The 18736-nt window shown below is 61.5% G+C and carries 17 protein-coding genes; 11 read left to right on the top strand and 6 right to left on the bottom strand.

Annotation, left to right across the window (positions count from 1 at the left end):
• Positions 1–133 precede the first annotated feature (133 nt).
• A complete protein-coding gene (locus tag J3P86_RS19020) occupies positions 134–952 on the top strand; it encodes a UDP-2,3-diacylglucosamine diphosphatase (protein ID WP_434572576.1) in 819 nt (272 codons plus the stop codon).
• A gap of 171 nt (positions 953–1123) precedes the next feature.
• On the opposite strand, the gene J3P86_RS19015 is transcribed toward J3P86_RS19020, so the two are convergent.
• Together J3P86_RS19015 and J3P86_RS19010 are read right to left on the bottom strand one after the other, a co-directional pair.
• On the bottom strand, positions 1124–1705 hold the full coding sequence (locus tag J3P86_RS19015) for an HD domain-containing protein (protein WP_434629168.1): 582 nt from the start codon (positions 1703–1705) through the stop codon (positions 1124–1126).
• An 11-nt stretch (positions 1706–1716) separates the two neighbouring features.
• Entirely contained in the window at positions 1717–2028 is a 312-nt protein-coding gene (locus J3P86_RS19010) for an Mpo1-like protein (RefSeq protein WP_434698633.1), read from the bottom strand.
• Positions 2029–2166: 138 nt separating this feature from the next.
• Between J3P86_RS19010 and J3P86_RS19005 the strand changes: the two genes are divergently transcribed.
• Entirely contained in the window at positions 2167–3222 is a 1056-nt protein-coding gene (locus J3P86_RS19005) for an AraC family transcriptional regulator (protein WP_434629172.1), read from the top strand.
• Here the strand turns inward: J3P86_RS19005 and J3P86_RS19000 are convergent.
• A complete protein-coding gene (locus J3P86_RS19000) occupies positions 3179–4633 on the bottom strand; it encodes a TrkH family potassium uptake protein (protein WP_434601487.1) in 1455 nt (484 codons plus the stop codon). The genes J3P86_RS19005 and J3P86_RS19000 overlap by 44 nt on opposite strands.
• 155 nt (positions 4634–4788) lie before the next feature.
• Here J3P86_RS19000 and J3P86_RS18995 point away from each other — a divergent pair, with 155 nt between their 5' ends.
• Positions 4789–5352 carry an NAD(P)H nitroreductase gene (locus J3P86_RS18995; protein ID WP_434698632.1) on the top strand — a complete coding sequence of 188 codons (564 nt, stop codon included), beginning with the start codon at positions 4789–4791 and terminating at the stop codon, positions 5350–5352.
• 191 nt (positions 5353–5543) lie between these two features.
• On the opposite strand, the gene J3P86_RS18990 is transcribed toward J3P86_RS18995, so the two are convergent.
• From J3P86_RS18990 to phhA, 3 genes are all read right to left on the bottom strand, one after another.
• Positions 5544–6737, bottom strand: a complete 1194-nt coding sequence (locus tag J3P86_RS18990) for an amino acid aminotransferase (protein ID WP_434698631.1) — start codon at positions 6735–6737, stop codon at positions 5544–5546.
• Positions 6737–7093: a 4a-hydroxytetrahydrobiopterin dehydratase gene (locus tag J3P86_RS18985; protein WP_055101412.1), complete on the bottom strand. Its 357-nt coding sequence runs from the start codon at positions 7091–7093 to the stop codon at positions 6737–6739. Before J3P86_RS18985 ends, J3P86_RS18990 begins: the two co-directional genes overlap by 1 nt.
• 99 nt (positions 7094–7192) lie before the next feature.
• Positions 7193–7978 carry a phenylalanine 4-monooxygenase gene (phhA, locus tag J3P86_RS18980; protein WP_434629180.1) on the bottom strand — a complete coding sequence of 262 codons (786 nt, stop codon included), beginning with the start codon at positions 7976–7978 and terminating at the stop codon, positions 7193–7195.
• Positions 7979–8373: 395 nt separating this feature from the next.
• Between phhA and J3P86_RS18975 the strand changes: the two genes are divergently transcribed.
• The 8 genes from J3P86_RS18975 to J3P86_RS18940 all read left to right on the top strand — a co-directional run bounded on the left by J3P86_RS18975 (position 8374) and on the right by J3P86_RS18940 (position 18699).
• Entirely contained in the window at positions 8374–9933 is a 1560-nt protein-coding gene (locus tag J3P86_RS18975) for a sigma-54-dependent transcriptional regulator (protein WP_434629182.1), read from the top strand.
• A 339-nt stretch (positions 9934–10272) separates the two neighbouring features.
• Positions 10273–11010, top strand: a complete 738-nt coding sequence (locus J3P86_RS18970; RefSeq protein ID WP_305499560.1) for a flagellar basal body rod protein FlgF — start codon at positions 10273–10275, stop codon at positions 11008–11010.
• Between the two features lie 49 nt (positions 11011–11059).
• Positions 11060–11845, top strand: a complete 786-nt coding sequence (gene flgG, locus J3P86_RS18965) for a flagellar basal-body rod protein FlgG (RefSeq protein WP_434572605.1) — start codon at positions 11060–11062, stop codon at positions 11843–11845.
• Positions 11846–11916: 71 nt separating this feature from the next.
• The gene (gene flgH / locus J3P86_RS18960; RefSeq protein WP_434656453.1) at positions 11917–12612 is read left to right on the top strand and encodes a flagellar basal body L-ring protein FlgH; all 696 of its coding nucleotides are present in this window, start codon (positions 11917–11919) and stop codon (positions 12610–12612) included.
• 45 nt (positions 12613–12657) lie between these two features.
• Complete coding sequence (locus J3P86_RS18955; RefSeq protein ID WP_434574135.1) at positions 12658–13728, top strand: flagellar basal body P-ring protein FlgI; 1071 nt, start codon at positions 12658–12660, stop codon at positions 13726–13728.
• 10 nt (positions 13729–13738) lie between these two features.
• Positions 13739–15043, top strand: a complete 1305-nt coding sequence (gene flgJ / locus J3P86_RS18950; RefSeq protein WP_434629186.1) for a flagellar assembly peptidoglycan hydrolase FlgJ — start codon at positions 13739–13741, stop codon at positions 15041–15043.
• A 10-nt stretch (positions 15044–15053) separates the two neighbouring features.
• Positions 15054–17120: a flagellar hook-associated protein FlgK gene (gene flgK / locus J3P86_RS18945; protein ID WP_434698630.1), complete on the top strand. Its 2067-nt coding sequence runs from the start codon at positions 15054–15056 to the stop codon at positions 17118–17120.
• Positions 17121–17133: 13 nt separating this feature from the next.
• Complete coding sequence (locus J3P86_RS18940) at positions 17134–18699, top strand: flagellar hook-associated protein 3 (RefSeq protein ID WP_434698629.1); 1566 nt, start codon at positions 17134–17136, stop codon at positions 18697–18699.
• Positions 18700–18736 lie beyond the last annotated feature (37 nt).

The following is an 18736-nucleotide window of genomic DNA, read 5'->3' as shown; positions in this document are numbered from 1 at the left end:
CGGTCTCCCGTGGCAGGCGGCCAGTCTACACCGAGGGCGCGCCGCCTCGCGCTGTCATGCAACCGACGCATTATTGTCATGGGCCATTAACCGCTGGGGTGCACTGTGGTGAAAATGATCAGAGGGTTGCCCAATGACCAGCGCCGAGCTCGCCAGGCCCAGCCGCAAACAGCGTGTCCGCACCCTGTGGATTTCCGACGTTCACCTGGGTACGCGAGATTGCCAGGCCGAGCACCTGTCGCACTTTCTCAAGGGCTATCACGCCGACAAGGTCTACCTGGTGGGCGATATCATCGACGGCTGGAAACTGCGCAGTGGCATGTATTGGCCCCAGGCCCATACCAACGTCATTCGTCGCTTGCTGACCATGAGCAAGCGCGGCACCGAGGTGATCTATGTCACCGGCAACCATGACGAATTCCTGCGACGCTATTCGAAGCTGATCCTGGGCAACATTCAATTGGTCGACGAAGCGGTGCATGTCACCGCCGATGGTCGACACCTGCTGGTGATCCATGGCGACCAGTTCGATGTGATTACCCGTTATCACCGTTGGTTGGCCTTTCTTGGGGATTCGGCCTACGAATTCACCCTGACGCTCAATCGCTGGCTCAATCATTGGCGGGCCCGTTACGGCTACGGTTACTGGTCGCTGTCGGCGTACCTCAAGCACAAGGTCAAGACCGCCGTCAGCTTCATCAGCGACTTTGAAGAAGCCATCGCCCATGAATGCGTGAAGCGTGAACTGCATGGCGTGGTGTGCGGGCACATCCACCATGCCGAGATTCGCACGGTGGGCGGGGTGGAGTACCTCAACTGCGGCGATTGGGTCGAGTCGTGCACGGCGCTGATCGAGCATTGGGACGGCTCGATCGAGCTCTATCGCCTGGCGGACGCCCAGGCGCGCGAAGCGCTGGTCAAGGCTGAGTTGAAAGTGACTGAGCCTGCCTGAATTTTAAACGTTTAGTGGAGAGGAGCTTTTGTGGCGAGGGGATTTATCCCCGCTGGGCTGCGAAGCAGTCCTGAAAATAGTCACTGGATCCGCGATCATTCAGGCACACCGAGAGGGGCTGCTGCGCAGCCCAGCGGGGATAAATCCCCTCGCCACGGAGGGTCCCCTGTCTTATCTCTCGGCCATCGCCGCCTTGTAGATCGATTGCTTCGGTGCCGCAAACAGTCTTTCCAGCATTGGCTCGAAGAAACTCAGCGGCAGCGTGTCGTACTCGGGATCGAACGCCGCGGCGTCGTATTCTGCACAGAAATCGATCGTCGCCTGGTACTGCGGGTGCTCCCTAAACTGCTCGCGCAGGTGCCGGTCCATGCCCAGGTGATGGAAGAAGTAGTAGCCCTGGAATATCCCGTGTTTTTCCACCATCCACAGGTTCTCGGCGCTGACGAACGGCTTGAGGATCGCCGCCGCGATGTCCGGATGGTTGTACGAACCCAGTGTGTCGCCAATATCGTGGAGCAGGGCGCAGACCACGTACTCCTCGTCTCGCCCGTCGCGGTAGGCACGGGTGGCGGTTTGCAGGGAGTGGGTCAGGCGATCCACGGGGAAACCGCCGAAGTCGCCATCGAGCAATCTCAGGTGGGTCAGAATCCGGCCCGGCAACTGCCGCGCGTAAGCGCTGAAGTCGGCGGCGATGATTGCCCAGTCTTCCCGGCTGCCGTCCTGCATGTGGGTGAAGCGCGCGTGAGACGTCATCGGCAATCTCCTTAGAACGCCACCTTGCCCAGCAGCATGTCGCGGTACATGACGAAGTCGCCGAGCAGACTGTAGAGAGGGTGTTGGAAAGTCGCAGGGCGGTTTTTTTCGAAGAAGAAGTGCCCGACCCAGGCGAAGCCGTAGCCGGCCACCGGCAGCGCAACCCACAGCCACCAGGCGCCGACGACGAGGGCCAGGGCGAAAACCAGGACGACCAGGGAGGTGCCGATGAAGTGCAGGCGCCGGCAGGTGCTGTTGCTGTGTTCGCTGAGGTAATACGGGTAGAACTCGGCGAACGTGTTGAATCGTTTGGTGTTTTCCAAGAATGCAGGCTCTTTGGTTATTGTTCTGATATTTGAAGTCTAGAGCTACCAAACGCAACAGCCAGTGACAATCAGCGCCACTTTAGTATCCTTCGCAAATCCAGCCGTACCCTGCGGCTCGTCATGCAAGCAAATGCCATGAGCGAACGAACGACTTCTTCAAGCTGGGCGATGGGGATTGTCAAGGCGTTGGAAATGGACGGCCTGGACTGTAGGGCGCTGTTCAAGCAACTGGCGCTGGATTTTGCTGCGCTGGAAGATCCCGACGCGCGCTTTACCCAGGACTCGATGACGCGGCTCTGGCAATTGGCGGTGGCTCGTTCCGGCAATCCGGCCATCGGCCTGAACATGGGCAAGGTGGTACGCCCGGCATCGTTCCATGTGGTCGGTTACGCATTGATGTCCAGTCGCACGCTGGTCGAAGGCTTCCAGCGGCTGGTGCGCTACCAGCGGATCATTGCCGAAAGCGCCGACTTGAGTTTTCGTCATCTGGAGGAGAGCTATGGGCTGATTCTCACCGTGCATGGCGATCACCTTCCGCCGACCCGGCAAAGTGCCGAAGCCTCCCTGGCCTGCGCGCTGTCCTTGTGCAGTTGGTTGACCGGACGCACCTTGCATCCGGTAAAGGTACTGTTCCAGGGTTCCGAACCCGTTGACCTGGCACCTTATCAACAGGCTTTTGGCGCGCCACTGGTGTTCGATGCTCCCTATGACGCGCTGATTTTCCAGCAGGAGGACATGGAGGCGCCGCTGCCCACGGCCAACGAGGCCATGGCGCAGCTCCACGATCGGTTTGCCGGCGAATACCTCGCGCGTTTTTCCGGAAGCCGCGTGACCCACCAGGCGCGGCAGGTGCTCTGCCGGCTGCTGCCCCGGGGCGAGCCCAAGCGGGACGTGGTCGCGCAGACCCTGCATTTGTCGCAACGTACCTTGCAGCGGCGCTTGCAGGATGAGGGCACGAGTTTCCAGAACTTGCTGGACGATACGCGCCGCGAACTGGCCGAGCAGTACCTGGCGCAGCCGACCATGACGCTGCTGGAAGTGGCTTATCTGTTGGGGTTTGCCGACCCGAGCAATTTTTTCCGGGCCTTTCGGCGCTGGTTCGGCACCACGCCCGGCGAATACCGGGCGCGGGCTGTAGCGACGCCGGTCAGTGACGCCAGAACGCCGGAATACACAGCACGAACACCGTAATGATCTCCAGCCGGCCGAGCAGCATGCCGCCGGAAAGAATCCACTTGGCCGCATCCGGCAGCGGAGCGAAGTTGCCGGCCGGGCCGATGGTCTCGCCAAGCCCCGGGCCGACGCCGGACACGGTACTGGCCGCGCCGGTCAGTGCCGTCATCCATTCGACGCCCAGCAGCGATAGCAGCAGCGCGATCACGCAGATGGTAATGGCGAAGAAGAACGAGAATGTCAGGATCGACCGGACGATTTCTTCGTCGAGGCGGTGACCGTTGTATTTCTGCTTGATCACCGCGCGCGGGTGAATCAGTTGGTTAAGGTTGGCCCGAAGCAGGATGTAGGCAACCTGGAAGCGGAAAATCTTGATCCCGCCGGCGGTCGAACCCGAGCAGCCGCCGACAAAACCCAGGTAGAAGAACAACATCAGCGAGAAATTGCCCCACAGGCTGTAGTCGCCCAAGGCAAAACCGGTGGTGGTGACGATGGACGTCACGTTCAGCGCCACGTGCCGCAGGGCGTCGAGCCAATGCAGGTCGGTGGTGGCCCAGTACCAGGTGCCGAGCACCAGCCAGGTGACCAGCAGCACGCCGATCAGCCCCTGGACTTGCTGGTCCTTGATCAGCGCCCGGCGGTTGCCGCGCAGGGTCGAGACGTAGAGGGCAAACGGCAGGCTGCCGAGGATCATGATGACAATGGCGACCCAATGCACGGCCGGTTGCGTCCATTTGGCCAGGGACAGGTCGGAGGTGGAAAAACCGCCGGTGGAAATGGCTGACATCGAATGGTTGATCGCATCGAACAGACTCATCCCGGCCCACCACAGTGCCAGCGTGCCGAGAATGGTGATGCCGACGTAGGAGGCCACGATCAGCCGCGCCACCATGTGCGAGCGAGGCATGACTTTCTCCGAGCGATCGGATGATTCGGTCTGGAACAGCCGCATGCCGCCGATGCGCAGCAACGGCAGAATCGCCACCGCCATGCCGATGAAGCCGATACCGCCGAGCCAGTGCAGCAGCGAGCGCCACATCAGGATCCCCGGCGACATCGTGTCCAGGCCGCTGAGGACCGTTGCGCCAGTGGCGGTGATGCCCGACATGCTTTCGAAAAAAGAATCGGTGTAGCTGATGTGCTGAGTTAGCAAGAACGGCAGCGCGGCAAAGACACACACCACCAGCCAACTGCTGACTGTCAGCAGGTACATGTCCCGGGGGCGCAGATGGATGTGCTCGGGGCGTCCGGGAAGAATCAACGCGAGGCCGGCGACAAAAGTAATCATGCTCGACCAGAGGAATGATGGCAGGTCGCTGGTGCGTTCGTAGATCAGCAACGTGGCCATCGGCACGATCATGAAGATCGCCAGGGTGATCAGGAAGATGCCGATGATGAAACCAATGATCCGCAGGGTCGGCAACGCCATGAAGTCCGCTCGGGCTGATAGGGGAAAGGGCGCCATTCTACCTGTGACAAGCGGCATGTAAACCGGCGCCCGGCGCTGCTTGCAACTGAATTTGCACTAACGAACTGGCGGCACAAGCCACTAGAATAGCCGAACATTTTTCCAGGAGGTCGCCGATGCAGGCTCTCGACGCTTTGCTCAACCGTGTTTCCGTTCCGCGTCTGGTGGACCCTGCGCCCACGCCCGAACAACGCCAGGTCATGTTCGCCGCAGCGATGCGTGCGCCGGATCATGGCCAACTGCGCCCGTGGCGTTTCCTGACCGTCGAAGGCGAAGCACGTCACCGCATGGGTGAGCTGCTGGCCGAGGCGGCACGCTTCAATGATCCGCTGGTGCCGGAAGCCGTGGTGGAGAAGGCCCTCAACGGCCCATTGCGCGCGCCCTTGGTCGTGGTGGTGATCGCGCGATTGCAGGACCATTTCAAGATTCCCAAGCCTGAGCAATTGCTGGCAGCCGGCTGCGCGGCCCATGGGATTTTGCTGGCCGCTTATGCCCAGGGCGTTGGCGGGGTGTGGCGTACCGGGGAATTGGCCTATTCGCCCCACGTCGCGCGGGGGCTGGGCTTGGAAGAAGGGGAGGAGGTTATCGGCTTCCTTTACCTGGGTACACCGCAGAAAGAGGCGCGCGCGGCGCCGCAGGAAGATATCGGGCCGTTTGTTCAGGAATGGACCGGCGCCTAGAAAACCAGCCTGGCCCTTGGCGGAGGGAATTTATCTGTGGCGAGGGGATTTATCCCCGTTGGGCTGCGAAGCAGCCCTTAAAGCTGACGCCTCGGGATATCAAGTGGCTCGATACAAAATCTTGGGGCTGCTACGCAACCCAGCGGGGATAAATCCCCTCGCCACAACGGATGTCTAGCCACAGACGTTGCTTACTTGCAAACATCCGCAATCGCCAGCGCCAGCGCATCCAGGCGCGTCGCGTCGATGCCGGCCACGTTGGCCCGGCCGGTGCCGACCATGTAGACGCTATGGCGCTCGCGCAGTTGCCCGACCTGTTCCGGCGAGAGTCCGGTGTAGGAAAACATACCGCGTTGCACCCCCATATGGGCGAAGCGTTCGCGCAGACCGTGGGGTTCGAGCGCTTCCAGCAGGCCGCTGCGCAACTGCGCGATGCGCAGGCGCATGGCTTCCACTTCGTCGGCCCACAGGCCTTTCAACTGCGGATCGCCAAGGATCGTCGCAACCACCGCCGCACCATGGTCCGGTGGCGTCGACCACAAGTTGCGAGCGATGTTCGCCAGTTGACTGCGGATGTCGATCAGTTTCTCCCCATCGCGCGCGCAGACGATCAGCGCACCGGTGCGGTCGCGATAAAGACCGAAGTTCTTCGAGCATGAGCTGGTGATCAGTACTTCGGGCAGCGCTTCGGCGAACAACCGCACAGCCCAGGCGTCCTGCTCCAGCCCGTCGCCAAAGCCCTGGTAGGCGAAGTCGATCAGCGGCAGCAGGTCGCGGCTGCGCATTACGTCGAGCACCTGGCGCCATTGCTCATGGGTCAGGTCGAAACCGGTGGGGTTGTGGCAACAGGCGTGCAGCAGTACCACGTCACCCTTTGGCACCTGGCTCAGGGTTGCCAGCATTGCCTCGAAATCCAGGCGGTTGTCGGCACCGACGTAGGGGTAGTGGCTGGCCTTGACGCCGGCGGCGGCGAAAATGGTCTCGTGGATCGGCCAGGTCGGGTTGCTCAGCCAGACGCCACGGCCCGGCAGGCACTGGGCGATGAAGTCGGCGCTCAAGCGCAGGGCGCCGGTACCGCCCGGCGTCTGGGTGGCGCCGGCGCGTTTATCGGCGAGCAGCGGCGAGTCTGCTCCGAGCACCAGTTCATTGATCAACCGGCCGAACGCGGCGTCACCATGGCCACCGATGTAAGTCTTGGTGAACTGACGGTCTACCAGTTGCTGTTCGGCCTGTTTCACTGACTGGAGAATCGGCGTCAGGCCCTGGGCATCCTTGTAGACACCCACGCCCAGGTCGAACTTGCCAGGATTGCTGTCCGCCCCGTAGGCCTCCATCAGGCCGAGGATCGGGTCGCCGGGCACGCGGCCGATGGCATCGAAATGCATTACTTGCGGCCCTCGGCGGTCTTGGCGACGTCGTCGGTACGGGCGGCCATGATGAAGTCGTTGCGGTGCAGACCCTTGATGGAGTGGCTCCACCAGGTCACGGTGACTTTGCCCCACTCGGTGAGCAGGCCGGGGTGATGCCCTTCAGCCTCGGAGATTTCGCCGACCGCGTTGGTGAACGCCAGGGCATGCTTGAAATTCTTGAACAGGAAAACCTTTTCCAGCTGCATCACGCCGTCGCGCACTTCGATGTTCCAGTCGGGGATCTGCTTGATCAGGATCGGCAGTTCTTCGTCGCTGACTTGCGGGGCATCGGCGCGGCAGGCTTCGCAATGGGCTTGGTTCAGAGTGTTCATGGTGTGTTCCCGGATCGAATATTTGGAAAACGTCGATGCGCCCACGCTAAAGCAAAGCCGCGTGGCGCAACAGACTCAATTGAAAGCAAAAGTAGCGGTTCACGCCGCTTTCGGTGGAAATTTCGGCGCGTGCAGGCCCAGTTCCCGGCCGCGCCCGACCATGCCCATGATGTCCTCGTGGGCCAGGTCGAACAGGCGCTTGAGCTCGGGCAGGACGAAATACACCGGCTGCAGGATGTCGATGCGATACGGCGTGCGCATGGCCTCCAGCGGGTCGAAGGCTTGATGCTCCGGCTCGTCCGACAGGCAATAAACGGTTTCCTTGGGGGACGACAGGATGCCGCCGCCGTAGATGCGCCGACCGTGCGGGGTGTCCACCAGGCCGAACTCGATGGTCATCCAATAGAGGCGCGCCAGGTAAACGCGTTCTTCCTTGGAAGCCTGTAGGCCAAGTTTGCCGTAGGTGTGGGTAAATTCAGCGAACCACGGGTTGGTCAGCAGCGGACAGTGGCCGAAGATCTCGTGGAAAATATCCGGCTCTTGCAGGTAATCGAGTTCTTCACGGGTACGAATAAACGTCGCGACCGGAAACTGTTTGCTGGCGAGCAGTTCGAAGAACGTCTGGAACGGAATCAGCGCCGGTACCCGGGCGACTTGCCAGCCCGTGGTTTCGCCGAGCACCTTGTTGATTTCCCCCAGTTGTGGAATGCGGTCGTGGGGCAGGCCAAGCTTGTCGATGCCGTCCAGGTATTCCTGGCACGCACGGCCTTCAATGACTTTCAGCTGGCGGGTGATCAGCGTGTTCCACACCGCGTGTTCTTCGGCGGGGTAGTCGATAAAACCTTGCGCATCGGGCTCGCGGGCCACGTATTGCGTCTGCTTCATGCTGCTCTCCTGCTGTTATCCCTCAAGGGAAGACTTGTTTTTTGTTATGTCCAGCGATGGATTAGAGATAACTCGAAGCAGGAGCGGGTGCAGCAGGTCGATTCAAGATTGAAGGGCTTATCTGCGGCAATTTTGTAAACTTTTCGTTACGTATTGGCGGGTATCGCCGCTTTGAAGGGATATCAGGCTATAAAAGCTCCTACAACTGTCACATAATCTTGACGACTATTTGCGCTGTTGCGCCGAAAAAACTTGTGGCGAGGGAGCTTGCTCCCGCTGGGGCGCGAAGCGGCCCCTGTTTTGGGTCTGCTGCGCAGCCCAGCGGGAGCAAGCTCCCTCGCCACAGAGGGGCTGGAATGGCGCGCTTTTCTACTCATATGCACCTGGGCCCTTTTATGCGCATCAAAGTCCACTGCCAGAATCGCATCGGCATCCTGCGGGACATCCTCAACCTGCTGGTGGAATACGGCATCAACGTCGCCCGTGGCGAAGTGGGGGGCGAGCACGGCAATGCGATCTACCTGCACTGTCCGAACCTGATCAATATCCAGTTTCAGGCGTTGCGTCCCAAGTTCGAAGGGATCGCCGGGGTATTCGGCGTCAAGCGGGTAGGGCTGATGCCCAGCGAGCGTCGGCACATGGAGCTCAACGCCTTGCTCGGCGCCCTCGAGTTTCCGGTGCTGTCCATCGACATGGGCGGCTCTATTGTCGCGGCCAACCGGGCGGCGGCGCAGTTGCTCGGGGTGCGGGTCGACGAAGTGCCCGGCATCCCGCTGTCCCGCTACGCCGAGGACTTCGACTTGCCGGAGCTGGTGCGCGCCAACCAGTCGCGTATCAACGGGCTGCGGGTCAAGGTCAAGGGCGATGTGTTCCTGGCCGACATCGCCCCGCTGCAATCGGAGCACGACGACAGCGAAGCCATGGCCGGTGCGGTACTGACCCTGCACCGCGCCGACCGGGTCGGCGAGCGTATCTACAATGTGCGCAAGCAGGAGCTGCGCGGCTTCGACAGTATTTTCCAGAGTTCGAAAGTGATGGCGGCAGTGGTTCGCGAGGCGCGGCGCATGGCCCCGCTGGACGCGCCGCTGTTGATAGAAGGCGAAACCGGTACCGGCAAGGAACTGCTGGCCCGCGCCTGTCACCTGGCCAGTCCGCGCGGGCAGTCACCGCTGATGGCGCTCAACTGCGCCGGGCTGCCGGAGTCCATGGCCGAGACCGAGTTGTTCGGCTACGGCCCCGGTGCCTTTGAAGGCGCCCGGGCCGAAGGCAAGCTCGGCCTGTTGGAGCTGACTGCGGGAGGCACGCTGTTCCTCGACGGCGTTGGGGAAATGAGCCCGCGCCTGCAAGTGAAGTTGCTGCGCTTTTTGCAGGACGGTTGCTTTCGTCGCGTCGGCAGTGACGAAGAGGTCTACCTGGATGTCCGGGTGATCTGCGCGACCCAGGTCGACTTGTCCGAACTCTGCGCCCGAGGGGAATTCCGTCAGGATCTGTACCACCGCTTGAACGTGCTTTCCTTGCATATCCCACCGTTGCGCGAATGCCTCGATGGGCTGGAGCCATTGGTGGAGCATTTTCTCGACCAGGCCAGCCGCCAGATCGGCTGTCCGCTGCCAAGGCTTGCCCCGGCGGCGATGGAACGTCTCAGCCACTACCATTGGCCGGGCAACGTCCGGCAGTTGGAAAACGTGCTGTTCCAGGCCGTTTCCCTGTGCGACGGCGCAAAGGTCAAGGCCGAGCACATCCGCCTGCCGGACTACGGCGTGCGCCAACCCCTTGGCGACTTTTCCCTGGAGGGTGGGCTGGACGAGATCGTCGGGCGTTTCGAGAAAGCGGTGCTGGAGCGCCTGTACTCCGAACACCCCAGCAGCCGGCAACTGGGCAAGCGGTTGGGGGTTTCCCATACGACTATTGCCAATAAGCTGCGCGAGTATGAAGTCGGTAAAACCGAGTCATAGCTATTTATCTATTGTGTTTGTGCCGGCCTCATCGCGAGCAAGCTCGCTCCCACTGGGTTTTCCAAATGCACCCCAACCCGCAGAGCGCTGAAGATCCAATGTGGGAGCGAGCTTGCTCGCGATGGCGGCAGTGGCCATCAGCCGGGGACAAGCATTGCCACCCACCGGCATGCCACCGCCGGTTTTTCGTCTCCGGTCTTGCTCCAGTATCCCTTCCACAATTCTCCAGCCCTTTGTTTACCGGGCCCGGGCCCGTCAGAAAAAAGTTGGTCTGCTAATTGCTTAAGGCTCTGCAACACAGCAGTGGACGGCAAACGTCCGGCATGCAGAGGAACGACAGTGGACAAGTACCTTTATGTGGCAATGACCGGCGCCAGCCAGAACGCACTGGCGCAGCGGGCCCATGCCAACAACCTGGCGAACATCTCCACCAACGGTTTTCAGAAAGACCTGGAGCAGGCACGTTCGATGCCGGTGTTCGGCGACAGCTTTCCGGCGCGGGCGTTTGCCATGTCCGAACGGCCTGCTACCGATTTCACCCCGGGTGCGCTGATTGAAACCGGCCGTGAACTGGACGTGGCGGTCAGCGGGCCGGGCTGGATGGCCGTGCAGAACCCCGACGGTGGCGAAAGCTACGTGCGCACCGGCAGCCTCAACGTCGACGCCCTAGGCGTGCTGCGCGCCGGCAACGGCATGCCGGTGATGGGCAACGGCGGTCCGATTGCCGTGCCGCCAGAGCAGAAAATCGAAATCGGCCAGGACGGCACCATCAGCATCCGCGCCATGGGTGAAGGCCCACGGGTGATGGCTGAGGTGGACCGCATCAAGCTGGTCAACCCGGACCTCAAGACCATGACCAAGGGCCTGGATGGCTCGATCCGTTCCAAGGACGGCCAGCCGGCGCCCATCGATGGCAACGTGCAGCTGGTGTCGGGGTTCCAGGAGGCGAGCAACGTCAATGCCGTGGATGAGATGACTTCGGTGCTGGCCCTGGCCAAGCAGTTCGAGCTTCACGTCAAGATGATGACCACCGCCAAAGAAGGCGATGAGGCCATGGCTCGGGTCTTGCAGATCTAATCATTAATTACAGCGCTGCGCCGAAAAACAGGCGTATGAGGAGAATCGAATGCTTCCGGCTCTTTGGGTTGCCAAAACAGGTCTGTCCGCCCAGGACACCAACCTTTCCACTATTTCCAACAACCTGGCGAACGTTTCGACCACGGGTTTCAAACGTGATCGCGCCGAGTTCCAGGACCTGCTCTATCAGGTAAAACGCCAGCCAGGCGCCCAGTCGACCCAGGACAGCGAATTGCCGTCGGGCCTGCAAGTGGGTACCGGTGTGCGCATTGTCGGCACCCAGAAGAACTTCAACGCCGGTAGCCTGCAAACCACCGAGCAGCCGCTGGACATGGCCATCGACGGTCGCGGTTTCTTCCAGATCCTGCAGCCGGACGGCACCACGTCCTACACCCGTGACGGTACCTTCCACCTCGACTCCAACGGCCAGATCGTCAACGCCAGCGGTTTCGCCCTGGAGCCGGCCATCGTCATCCCGAACGATGCGCAGACATTCACCGTGGGCCGTGACGGCACCGTGTCCATCACCATCGCGGGCAATCCGGCTGCGCAGGTGATCGGTAACCTGCAGACCGCTGACTTCATCAACCCGGCCGGCCTGCAGGCGGTGGGTAACAACCTGTTCCTGGAAACCGCCGCCAGCGGCGCGCCGCAAGTCGGCACCCCGGGCCTGAACGGTTTCGGCACTACGCTGCAGAACACCCTGGAAACCTCCAACGTGAGCACCGTCGAGGAAATGGTCAACATGATCACTACTCAGCGTGCCTACGAGATGAACTCCAAGGTGATCTCCACCGCCGACCAGATGCTCTCGTTCGTCACGCAGAACCTGTAATACGTCGCTAAATCCGTCATTAGGTAGATAGGGTGGCCCCAGGGTCGCCTGCAACACCAAGAGGTAGGGTCATGAATCGCTTTGTATCTGTTCTGGCATTGAGTGGGGTTACCGCGCTGGCGGGCTGTGTCGCGCCAACGCCCAAGCCCAATGACCCGTATTACGCTCCGGTGTTGCCACGCACGCCGTTGCCGGCTGCCGCCAATAACGGCTCGATCTACCAGGCTGGCTTCGAACAGAACCTGTACAGCGACCGCAAGGCTTTCCGGGTCGGTGACATCATCACCATCACCTTGAACGAGCGGACCCAGGCCAGCAAGAACGCCAACTCGCAGATCGACAAGACCAGCCAGACCAGCGTCGGCCTGACGTCGTTGTTCGGCTCCAGCCTGACCACCAACAACCCGATCGGTGGCGGCGACCTGAGCCTCAACGCCGGCTACGGTTCCGACCGCGCCTCCAAGGGCGACAGCCAGTCTGGCCAGAGCAACAGCCTGACCGGTTCGATCACCGTGACCGTCGCCGATGTACTGCCCAACGGCATCATCGCCGTGCGCGGCGAGAAGTGGCTGACGCTCAATACCGGTGACGAACTGGTGCGCATCGCTGGCATGGTCCGCGCCGATGACATCTCCACCGACAACACTGTTCCGTCGACCCGCGTGGCCGATGCGCGCATCACCTATTCGGGCACTGGTGCCTTTGCCGATGCGAGTCAGCCAGGTTGGTTCGACCGTTTCTTCCTCAGCCCGAAGTTCCCTTTCTAGGTGATCAAGTTGAATCTTAAACAGCTGTTGATCGGTGCCCTGGTGATGTCGGCAGCCTTCACCGCTCAAGCCGAGCGCCTGAAGGACATCGCCAGCATTTCCGGCGTGCGTTCCAACCAGTTGATCGGTTACGGCCTGGTCGTGGGCCTGAACGGTACCGGTGACCAGACCACCCAGACTCCGTTCACCCTGCAGACCTTCAACAACATGCTGTCGCAGTTCGGCATCAAGGTGCCGGCCGGCTCCGGCAACGTGCAGTTGAAGAACGTCGCGGCGGTGTCGATCAGTGCCGACCTGCCGCCGTTCGCCAAGCCCGGCCAGCAAGTGGATATCACTGTCTCGTCCATCGGTAACTCCAAGAGCCTGCGTGGCGGCACCTTGCTGCTGACCCCGCTCAAGGGTATCGACGGCAACGTCTACGCCATCGCCCAGGGCAACCTGGTGGTGGGCGGGTTCGATGCCGAGGGGCGTGACGGTTCGAAGATCACCGTCAACGTTCCGTCGGCCGGCCGTATTCCCGGCGGTGCGTCGGTTGAACGTGCCGTGCCGAGCGGCTTCAATCAGGGCAACAGCCTGACCTTGAACCTCAACCGTTCCGACTTCACCACGGCCAAGCGCATCGTCGACAAGATCAACGACATGCTCGGCCCAGGCGTGGCCCAGGCCATCGACGGTGGCTCGATTCGTGTCACCGCGCCACTGGACCCGAGCCAGCGCGTCGACTACCTGTCGATCCTCGAAAACCTTGAGGTCGATCCGGGCCAGGCGGTGGCGAAAGTCATCATCAATTCGCGCACCGGCACCATCGTGATCGGCCAGAACGTCAAGGTTTCGCCGGCCGCCGTGACCCACGGCAGCCTGACCGTGACCATCACCGAAGACCCGATCGTCAGCCAGCCGGGGCCATTGTCCAACGGCCAGACCGCCGTGGTTCCGCGCTCGCGGGTCAATGCCGAACAGGAAGCCAAGCCGATGTTCAAGTTCGGCCCGGGCACCACCCTGGATGAGATCGTCCGGGCGGTAAACCAGGTCGGCGCGGCACCGGGCGACCTGATGGCGATTCTCGAAGCCTTGAAGCAGGCCGGCGCGTTGCAAGCCGACCTGATCGTGATTTAAGGAACGAGCCATGGATATGCGCAAGGGCGCTTTGATCAGCGGCGATTCGGGGTCCTACTCGGACCTCAACCGCCTGAACCAGCTCAAGGTCGGCGACAAGAACAGCGACGGCAACCTGCGCAAGGTGGCGCAGGAGTTCGAGTCGCTGTTCCTTGGCGAGATGCTCAAGTCCATGCGTTCGGCCACCGAAGCGATGGGCAAGGACAATCCGATGAATACTGCCGAAGCCAAGCAGTATCAGGAAATGTACGACCAGCAGCTGGCCGTTTCGATGTCCCGCGAGGGCGGCGGTATCGGCCTGGCCGACGTGCTGCTGCGCCAGATGTCGAAGAACAAACCGACGGCGCCAGGTGAGGCGGCTACGTTGTCCGCCGCCAAGCAGCAAGAGGCGCTGGACAAGGTGACCAAGCCGGTTGTAACGCCGGTGGCCGCCGGAACGCTGCCCACCGACGGGCCTTTGTCGCGCACCAATGGCCAGCGCCCGCTGTGGGCTTCGCGAGCCGTGAACGCGCCGCAAGGTGCAGGCGAGGGCGTGCACCGCAACGATATGGAATTGCTCAACCAGCGTCGCCTGGCGCTGCCGCCGAAACTGGCCGACCGCCTGCTCGCCGGGCTGGTGCCTGCGGCTGCGGCCTCGACCGAGGCGCCCGCACAGAACATCCTGCCTGACCGCGCCGTTGCCGCCGTCAAGCCGGCCACCGGCGAATTGGGCAATGGTGACTGGCTGGCCGCGCTCAAGGATTCCGAGGCCAAAGGGCAGGTACAGGTTTATGGGCGCGCCGTGGCACAACCGCCACTGGCGCCGGCCCGCAAGGCGTTCCGCGATGCTGATGAATTCGTCAATGCGATGTTGCCGATGGCCAAGGAAGCCGCCGAGCGCATCGGTGTCGATCCGCGTTACCTGGTGGCCCAGGCCGCCCTGGAAACCGGTTGGGGTAAATCGGTCATGCGTCAGCCTGATGGCAGCAGCAGTCACAACCTGTTCGGCATCAAGGCCAGCAAGAACTGGACGGGCGATTCGGCGCGGGCAATCACCAGCGAATTCCGCAACGGTGAGATGGTCAAGGAAACCGCCGAGTTCCGCTCCTACGCATCGTACCGCGACAGCTTCCATGACCTGGTCAATCTGCTGCAAAGCAACAGTCGCTATCAAGCTGTGCTGAAGTCGGCCGATAACCCGGAACAGTTTGTACGCGAGTTGCAGAAGGCCGGTTACGCCACCGACCCGAACTACGCCAGCAAGATTTCGCAGATAGCTCGGCAGATGACGAGTCCACAAAACTTCGCTTCGGCAAGCGCTACCACGATTTTATAAGGATTGAACCATGAGTCTGCTCAACATAGGGATGTCGGGCCTGTCGGCCAGTCAGTTCGCCCTGTTAACCACGGGTAACAACATTGCCAACGTCGATACCGATGGGTATTCGCGCCAGCAGACCGTGCAGGGCACCAAGGCTTCCAATCAATACGGCAACGTGTTCATCGGTTCCGGCACCACCCTGGCCGACGTGCGGCGGGTATACAACGCCTATCTCGAAGCGCAGTTGAAGACCACCACCTCGCTCAACAGTGACGCGGCGGCCTACCAGTCGCAGATTTCCCCGCTCGATGCGCTGTTGTCGGACACCGGCACCGGTCTCAATGGTGCCCTGACCAAGTTCTTCGCCTCGGTGCAGAACGTCAACGCCAAGCCGGGCGACGATGCGTCCCGCCAGTTGCTGCTCAGCGATGCCCAGGCCATGAGCGCCCGGTTCAATTCCGTCGCCAGCGAGCTGAACAAACAGAGCGAGACCATCAACGGCAACCTCAAGACCATGGTCGAGCAGGTCAACAGCCTGGCTAACACCGTGGCTCAGTTGAACAAGAAAATCGCCGAGGTTTCCAACAGCGGTGGCGCACCCAACGACTTGCTCGATACCCGCGGCGAAGTCATTCGGCAGATTTCCAGCCTGACCGGTACCCAGGTCGTGGAAAATGGCAGCAGCCTGGACATCTACCTGGGCTCCGGCCAGCCCTTGGTGCTGGGCACCACGGTCAACAAGCTGGAAACCGTGCCGGACAAGAACGATCCGGGGCGCCTGGGCATCCAGCTCAACAGTGGTTCCAGTGTCATGGACCTCACTCAGGTCCTCTCGGGCGGCGAGATCGGCGGCCTGATGCGCTACCGCAGCACCGTGCTCGACCCGGCCATGAACGAGCTGGGGCGCGTGGCCCTGGTCGTTGCCGACCAGATGAATGCCATCCAGGCCTCGGGCATCGACCGCAACGGTGATTTTGGCTCCAACCTGTTCTCCAATATCAACAGCGCCGCGCAGGTAAGCCAGCGCAGCGTGGCGTCGCTGAACAACAGCACCGGGTCCGGCAACTTCGAAGTGGCCATCAAGGACACCGGCAAGCTGAGCACCAATGACTACAAGGTCACCTTCACCAGCGGCACCGACTACACCGTGCAGCGCCTGCCTGACGGCACGTCGATGGGCAGCTTCAGCACCACGACCAATCCGCCGCCGGAAATCGACGGTTTCTCGATGAAATTCGTCAACGGCACGGCGGCAACCGGCGACTCGTTCAAGCTGACCCCGACCCGCAACGCGGCGGCCAGCATCAAGACCGAGATGACCGACTCCAAGCGGCTGGCGATCGCCGCGCCGCTGGGCGCTGCCATCGCACCCGGCGGCAGCGGCACGCTGACCATTCCGGCCAGCGGCCAGCCGACCCTGACGACCAAGCTGGACATCTACGACGCCGCCACCACCACCATCATCCAGAATGGCATCAAGACGTCCACGCCGGTCAAGGTGGTGTTCGGTGATCCGTCCGCCGATGGCACCAGCCAGCCGTATCAGTTGCTCGATGCCCAGGGCAACGAGATCAGTACCGGTTCGATCAAGCCCGGCGAAAGCAACACCCTGAACCTGACCATTCCGCTCAAGGATGCCAATGGCAACCCGATCACGGATGGCGCGACCCCGCCGGTACAACGCACGGTCGCTTTTGAAATGAGCATCGCCGGCGCACCGACCAAAGGTGCCGCCATCAACGTCACGCTTACCCAGCCCGGCAGCCTGGACAACCGTAACGGCACCGCCCTGGCCGACCTGCAGACAGGCAAGACCGTCGACACCAACAGCAACAGCAAAGGTATTTCCCTGAGCGATGCCTACGGCAAGCTGGTCGAAGGCGTCGGTGCCAAGGCCGCTCAGGGCAAGCTCGACAGCGCCGCCACTGGCGCGATCCTGAAAAACGCCTCGGACGCCCGCGACTCGCTGTCCGGCGTGGACCTGGACGAAGAGACCGGGAACCTGGTGAAGTTCCAGCAGTACTACACCGCGTCCTCGCAGATCATCAAGGCGGCGCAGGAAATCTTCAGCACTTTGATCAACAGTCTTTAAGGAGTCGTAGCCCATGCGAATTTCCACCAATCAGTTTTATGACACCTCGGCTGCGAACTATCAGAAGAACTTCGCAAAAGTCCTCAAGACCATGGAAGAGAGCTCAAGCCAGGTTCGCGTGAACACCGCGGCCGATGATCCGGTGGGCGCTTCGCGTCTGCTGCAGTTGGGTACCCAGGCGGCGTTGCTCGACCAGTACGAAACCAACACCAAGACCATCAGGGCGACCCTGGGCACTACTGAAGCGGTCATGGAGAGCATTGGTAACGTGCTGCAGCGCGCCAGGGAACTGTCCGTGAGTGCCGGTAACGCCGGCTACACCGATGCTGACCGTCAAGCCACTGCCTCGGAGCTGGGCCAGATCGAAGAGCAGTTGCTGAGCCTGATGAACTCCAAGGACGAAAACGGCAAGTACATATTCGCCGGGTCCAAGGGCGACACCATCCCGTTCACCCGCAACGACGATGGCACCTACAGCTATAACGGTGATCAGGTCACCCTCGACCTGCCGATCGGCGATACCATGTCCATGGCCACCAACAGCACCGGCTGGGAAGTGTTCCAGCAAGCCGTCAATACCAGCCGCAGCCAGGTCACCATGACCGCGCCGGCAGTCAATGACGGTCGTGTCGTGCTGTCCGACGGCCAGGTGTCGTCCAGTGTCAGCTACAACAGCAAGTTTCGCAGCGGCGAGCCGTACACCGTGGAATTCGTCAGCGGTACGCAGCTGAAAATCACCGACTCGCTCGGTAATGACGTGACGGCGGAAGCCAGCCAGGGCGGCAGTTTCGACCCTGCCAGCAAGAGTGGTCAGGCAGTCAATTTCCGTGGCGTGGAGCTGACCCTGAACATCAATCTGCAAACGGGTGACGACCCCGCCACGGTGTTGCCAGGGCGCACCTTCACGCTGGCTGCCAAGCCGGACACCTTTGTTCCGACACGCAGCCCCGGCAACCCGACAGCGGTGCAGATCACCGGCAGTGAGATCACCGACCCGGTGGCGTACCACGCCAGTTTCCCTACCGGTTCGGCAGTGCTGAAGTTCACCAGCGCTACCGATTTCGAACTTTATGCCGCGCCGCTGACCGCTGACAGCCGGCCGGTTTCCAGCGGTACCCTCGCCGGTAACGTGGCAACAGCTTCGGGCGTCAGCTTCACCTTGAACGGCGCGCCCGCCGCGGACGATCAGTTCAGCGTCGCAATCAACACCCACGAAACCCAGAATATCCTGGACACCGTGAGCCAGTTGAAGAAGGCGTTGAACACCCCTACCAATGGTGACCCTCTCGAGGTACAGAAACTTCAGGCTTCGTTGGCTTCCGGTATCGGTAACCTGGCGAGCGGCACCGATCAACTCTCCAGTGCCCGGAGTTCGGTCGGCGGTCGGGGTCAGTCGCTGGATACCCAAAGCGGCACCAACCAGAGTCTGGTCCTGGCCAACAGCCAGACCCAATCGTCGATTCGTGATTCCGACTCAGCCGAAGTATTGATCCGCCTGACGATGCAAAGCACCATGCTGCAAGCCTCGCAACTGGCCTTCAGCAAAATCGCGCAGTTGGGTCTGTTCAACAAGATCTGAGCCGGTATCGACCGAGCCGCCAACCGTCTTTTTTAAG

It is taken from the genome of Pseudomonas sp. D1-1, assembly GCF_051132225.1.
Classification (GTDB): domain Bacteria; phylum Pseudomonadota; class Gammaproteobacteria; order Pseudomonadales; family Pseudomonadaceae; genus Aquipseudomonas.
This window is presented reverse-complemented; position numbering and strand designations above follow the sequence as displayed.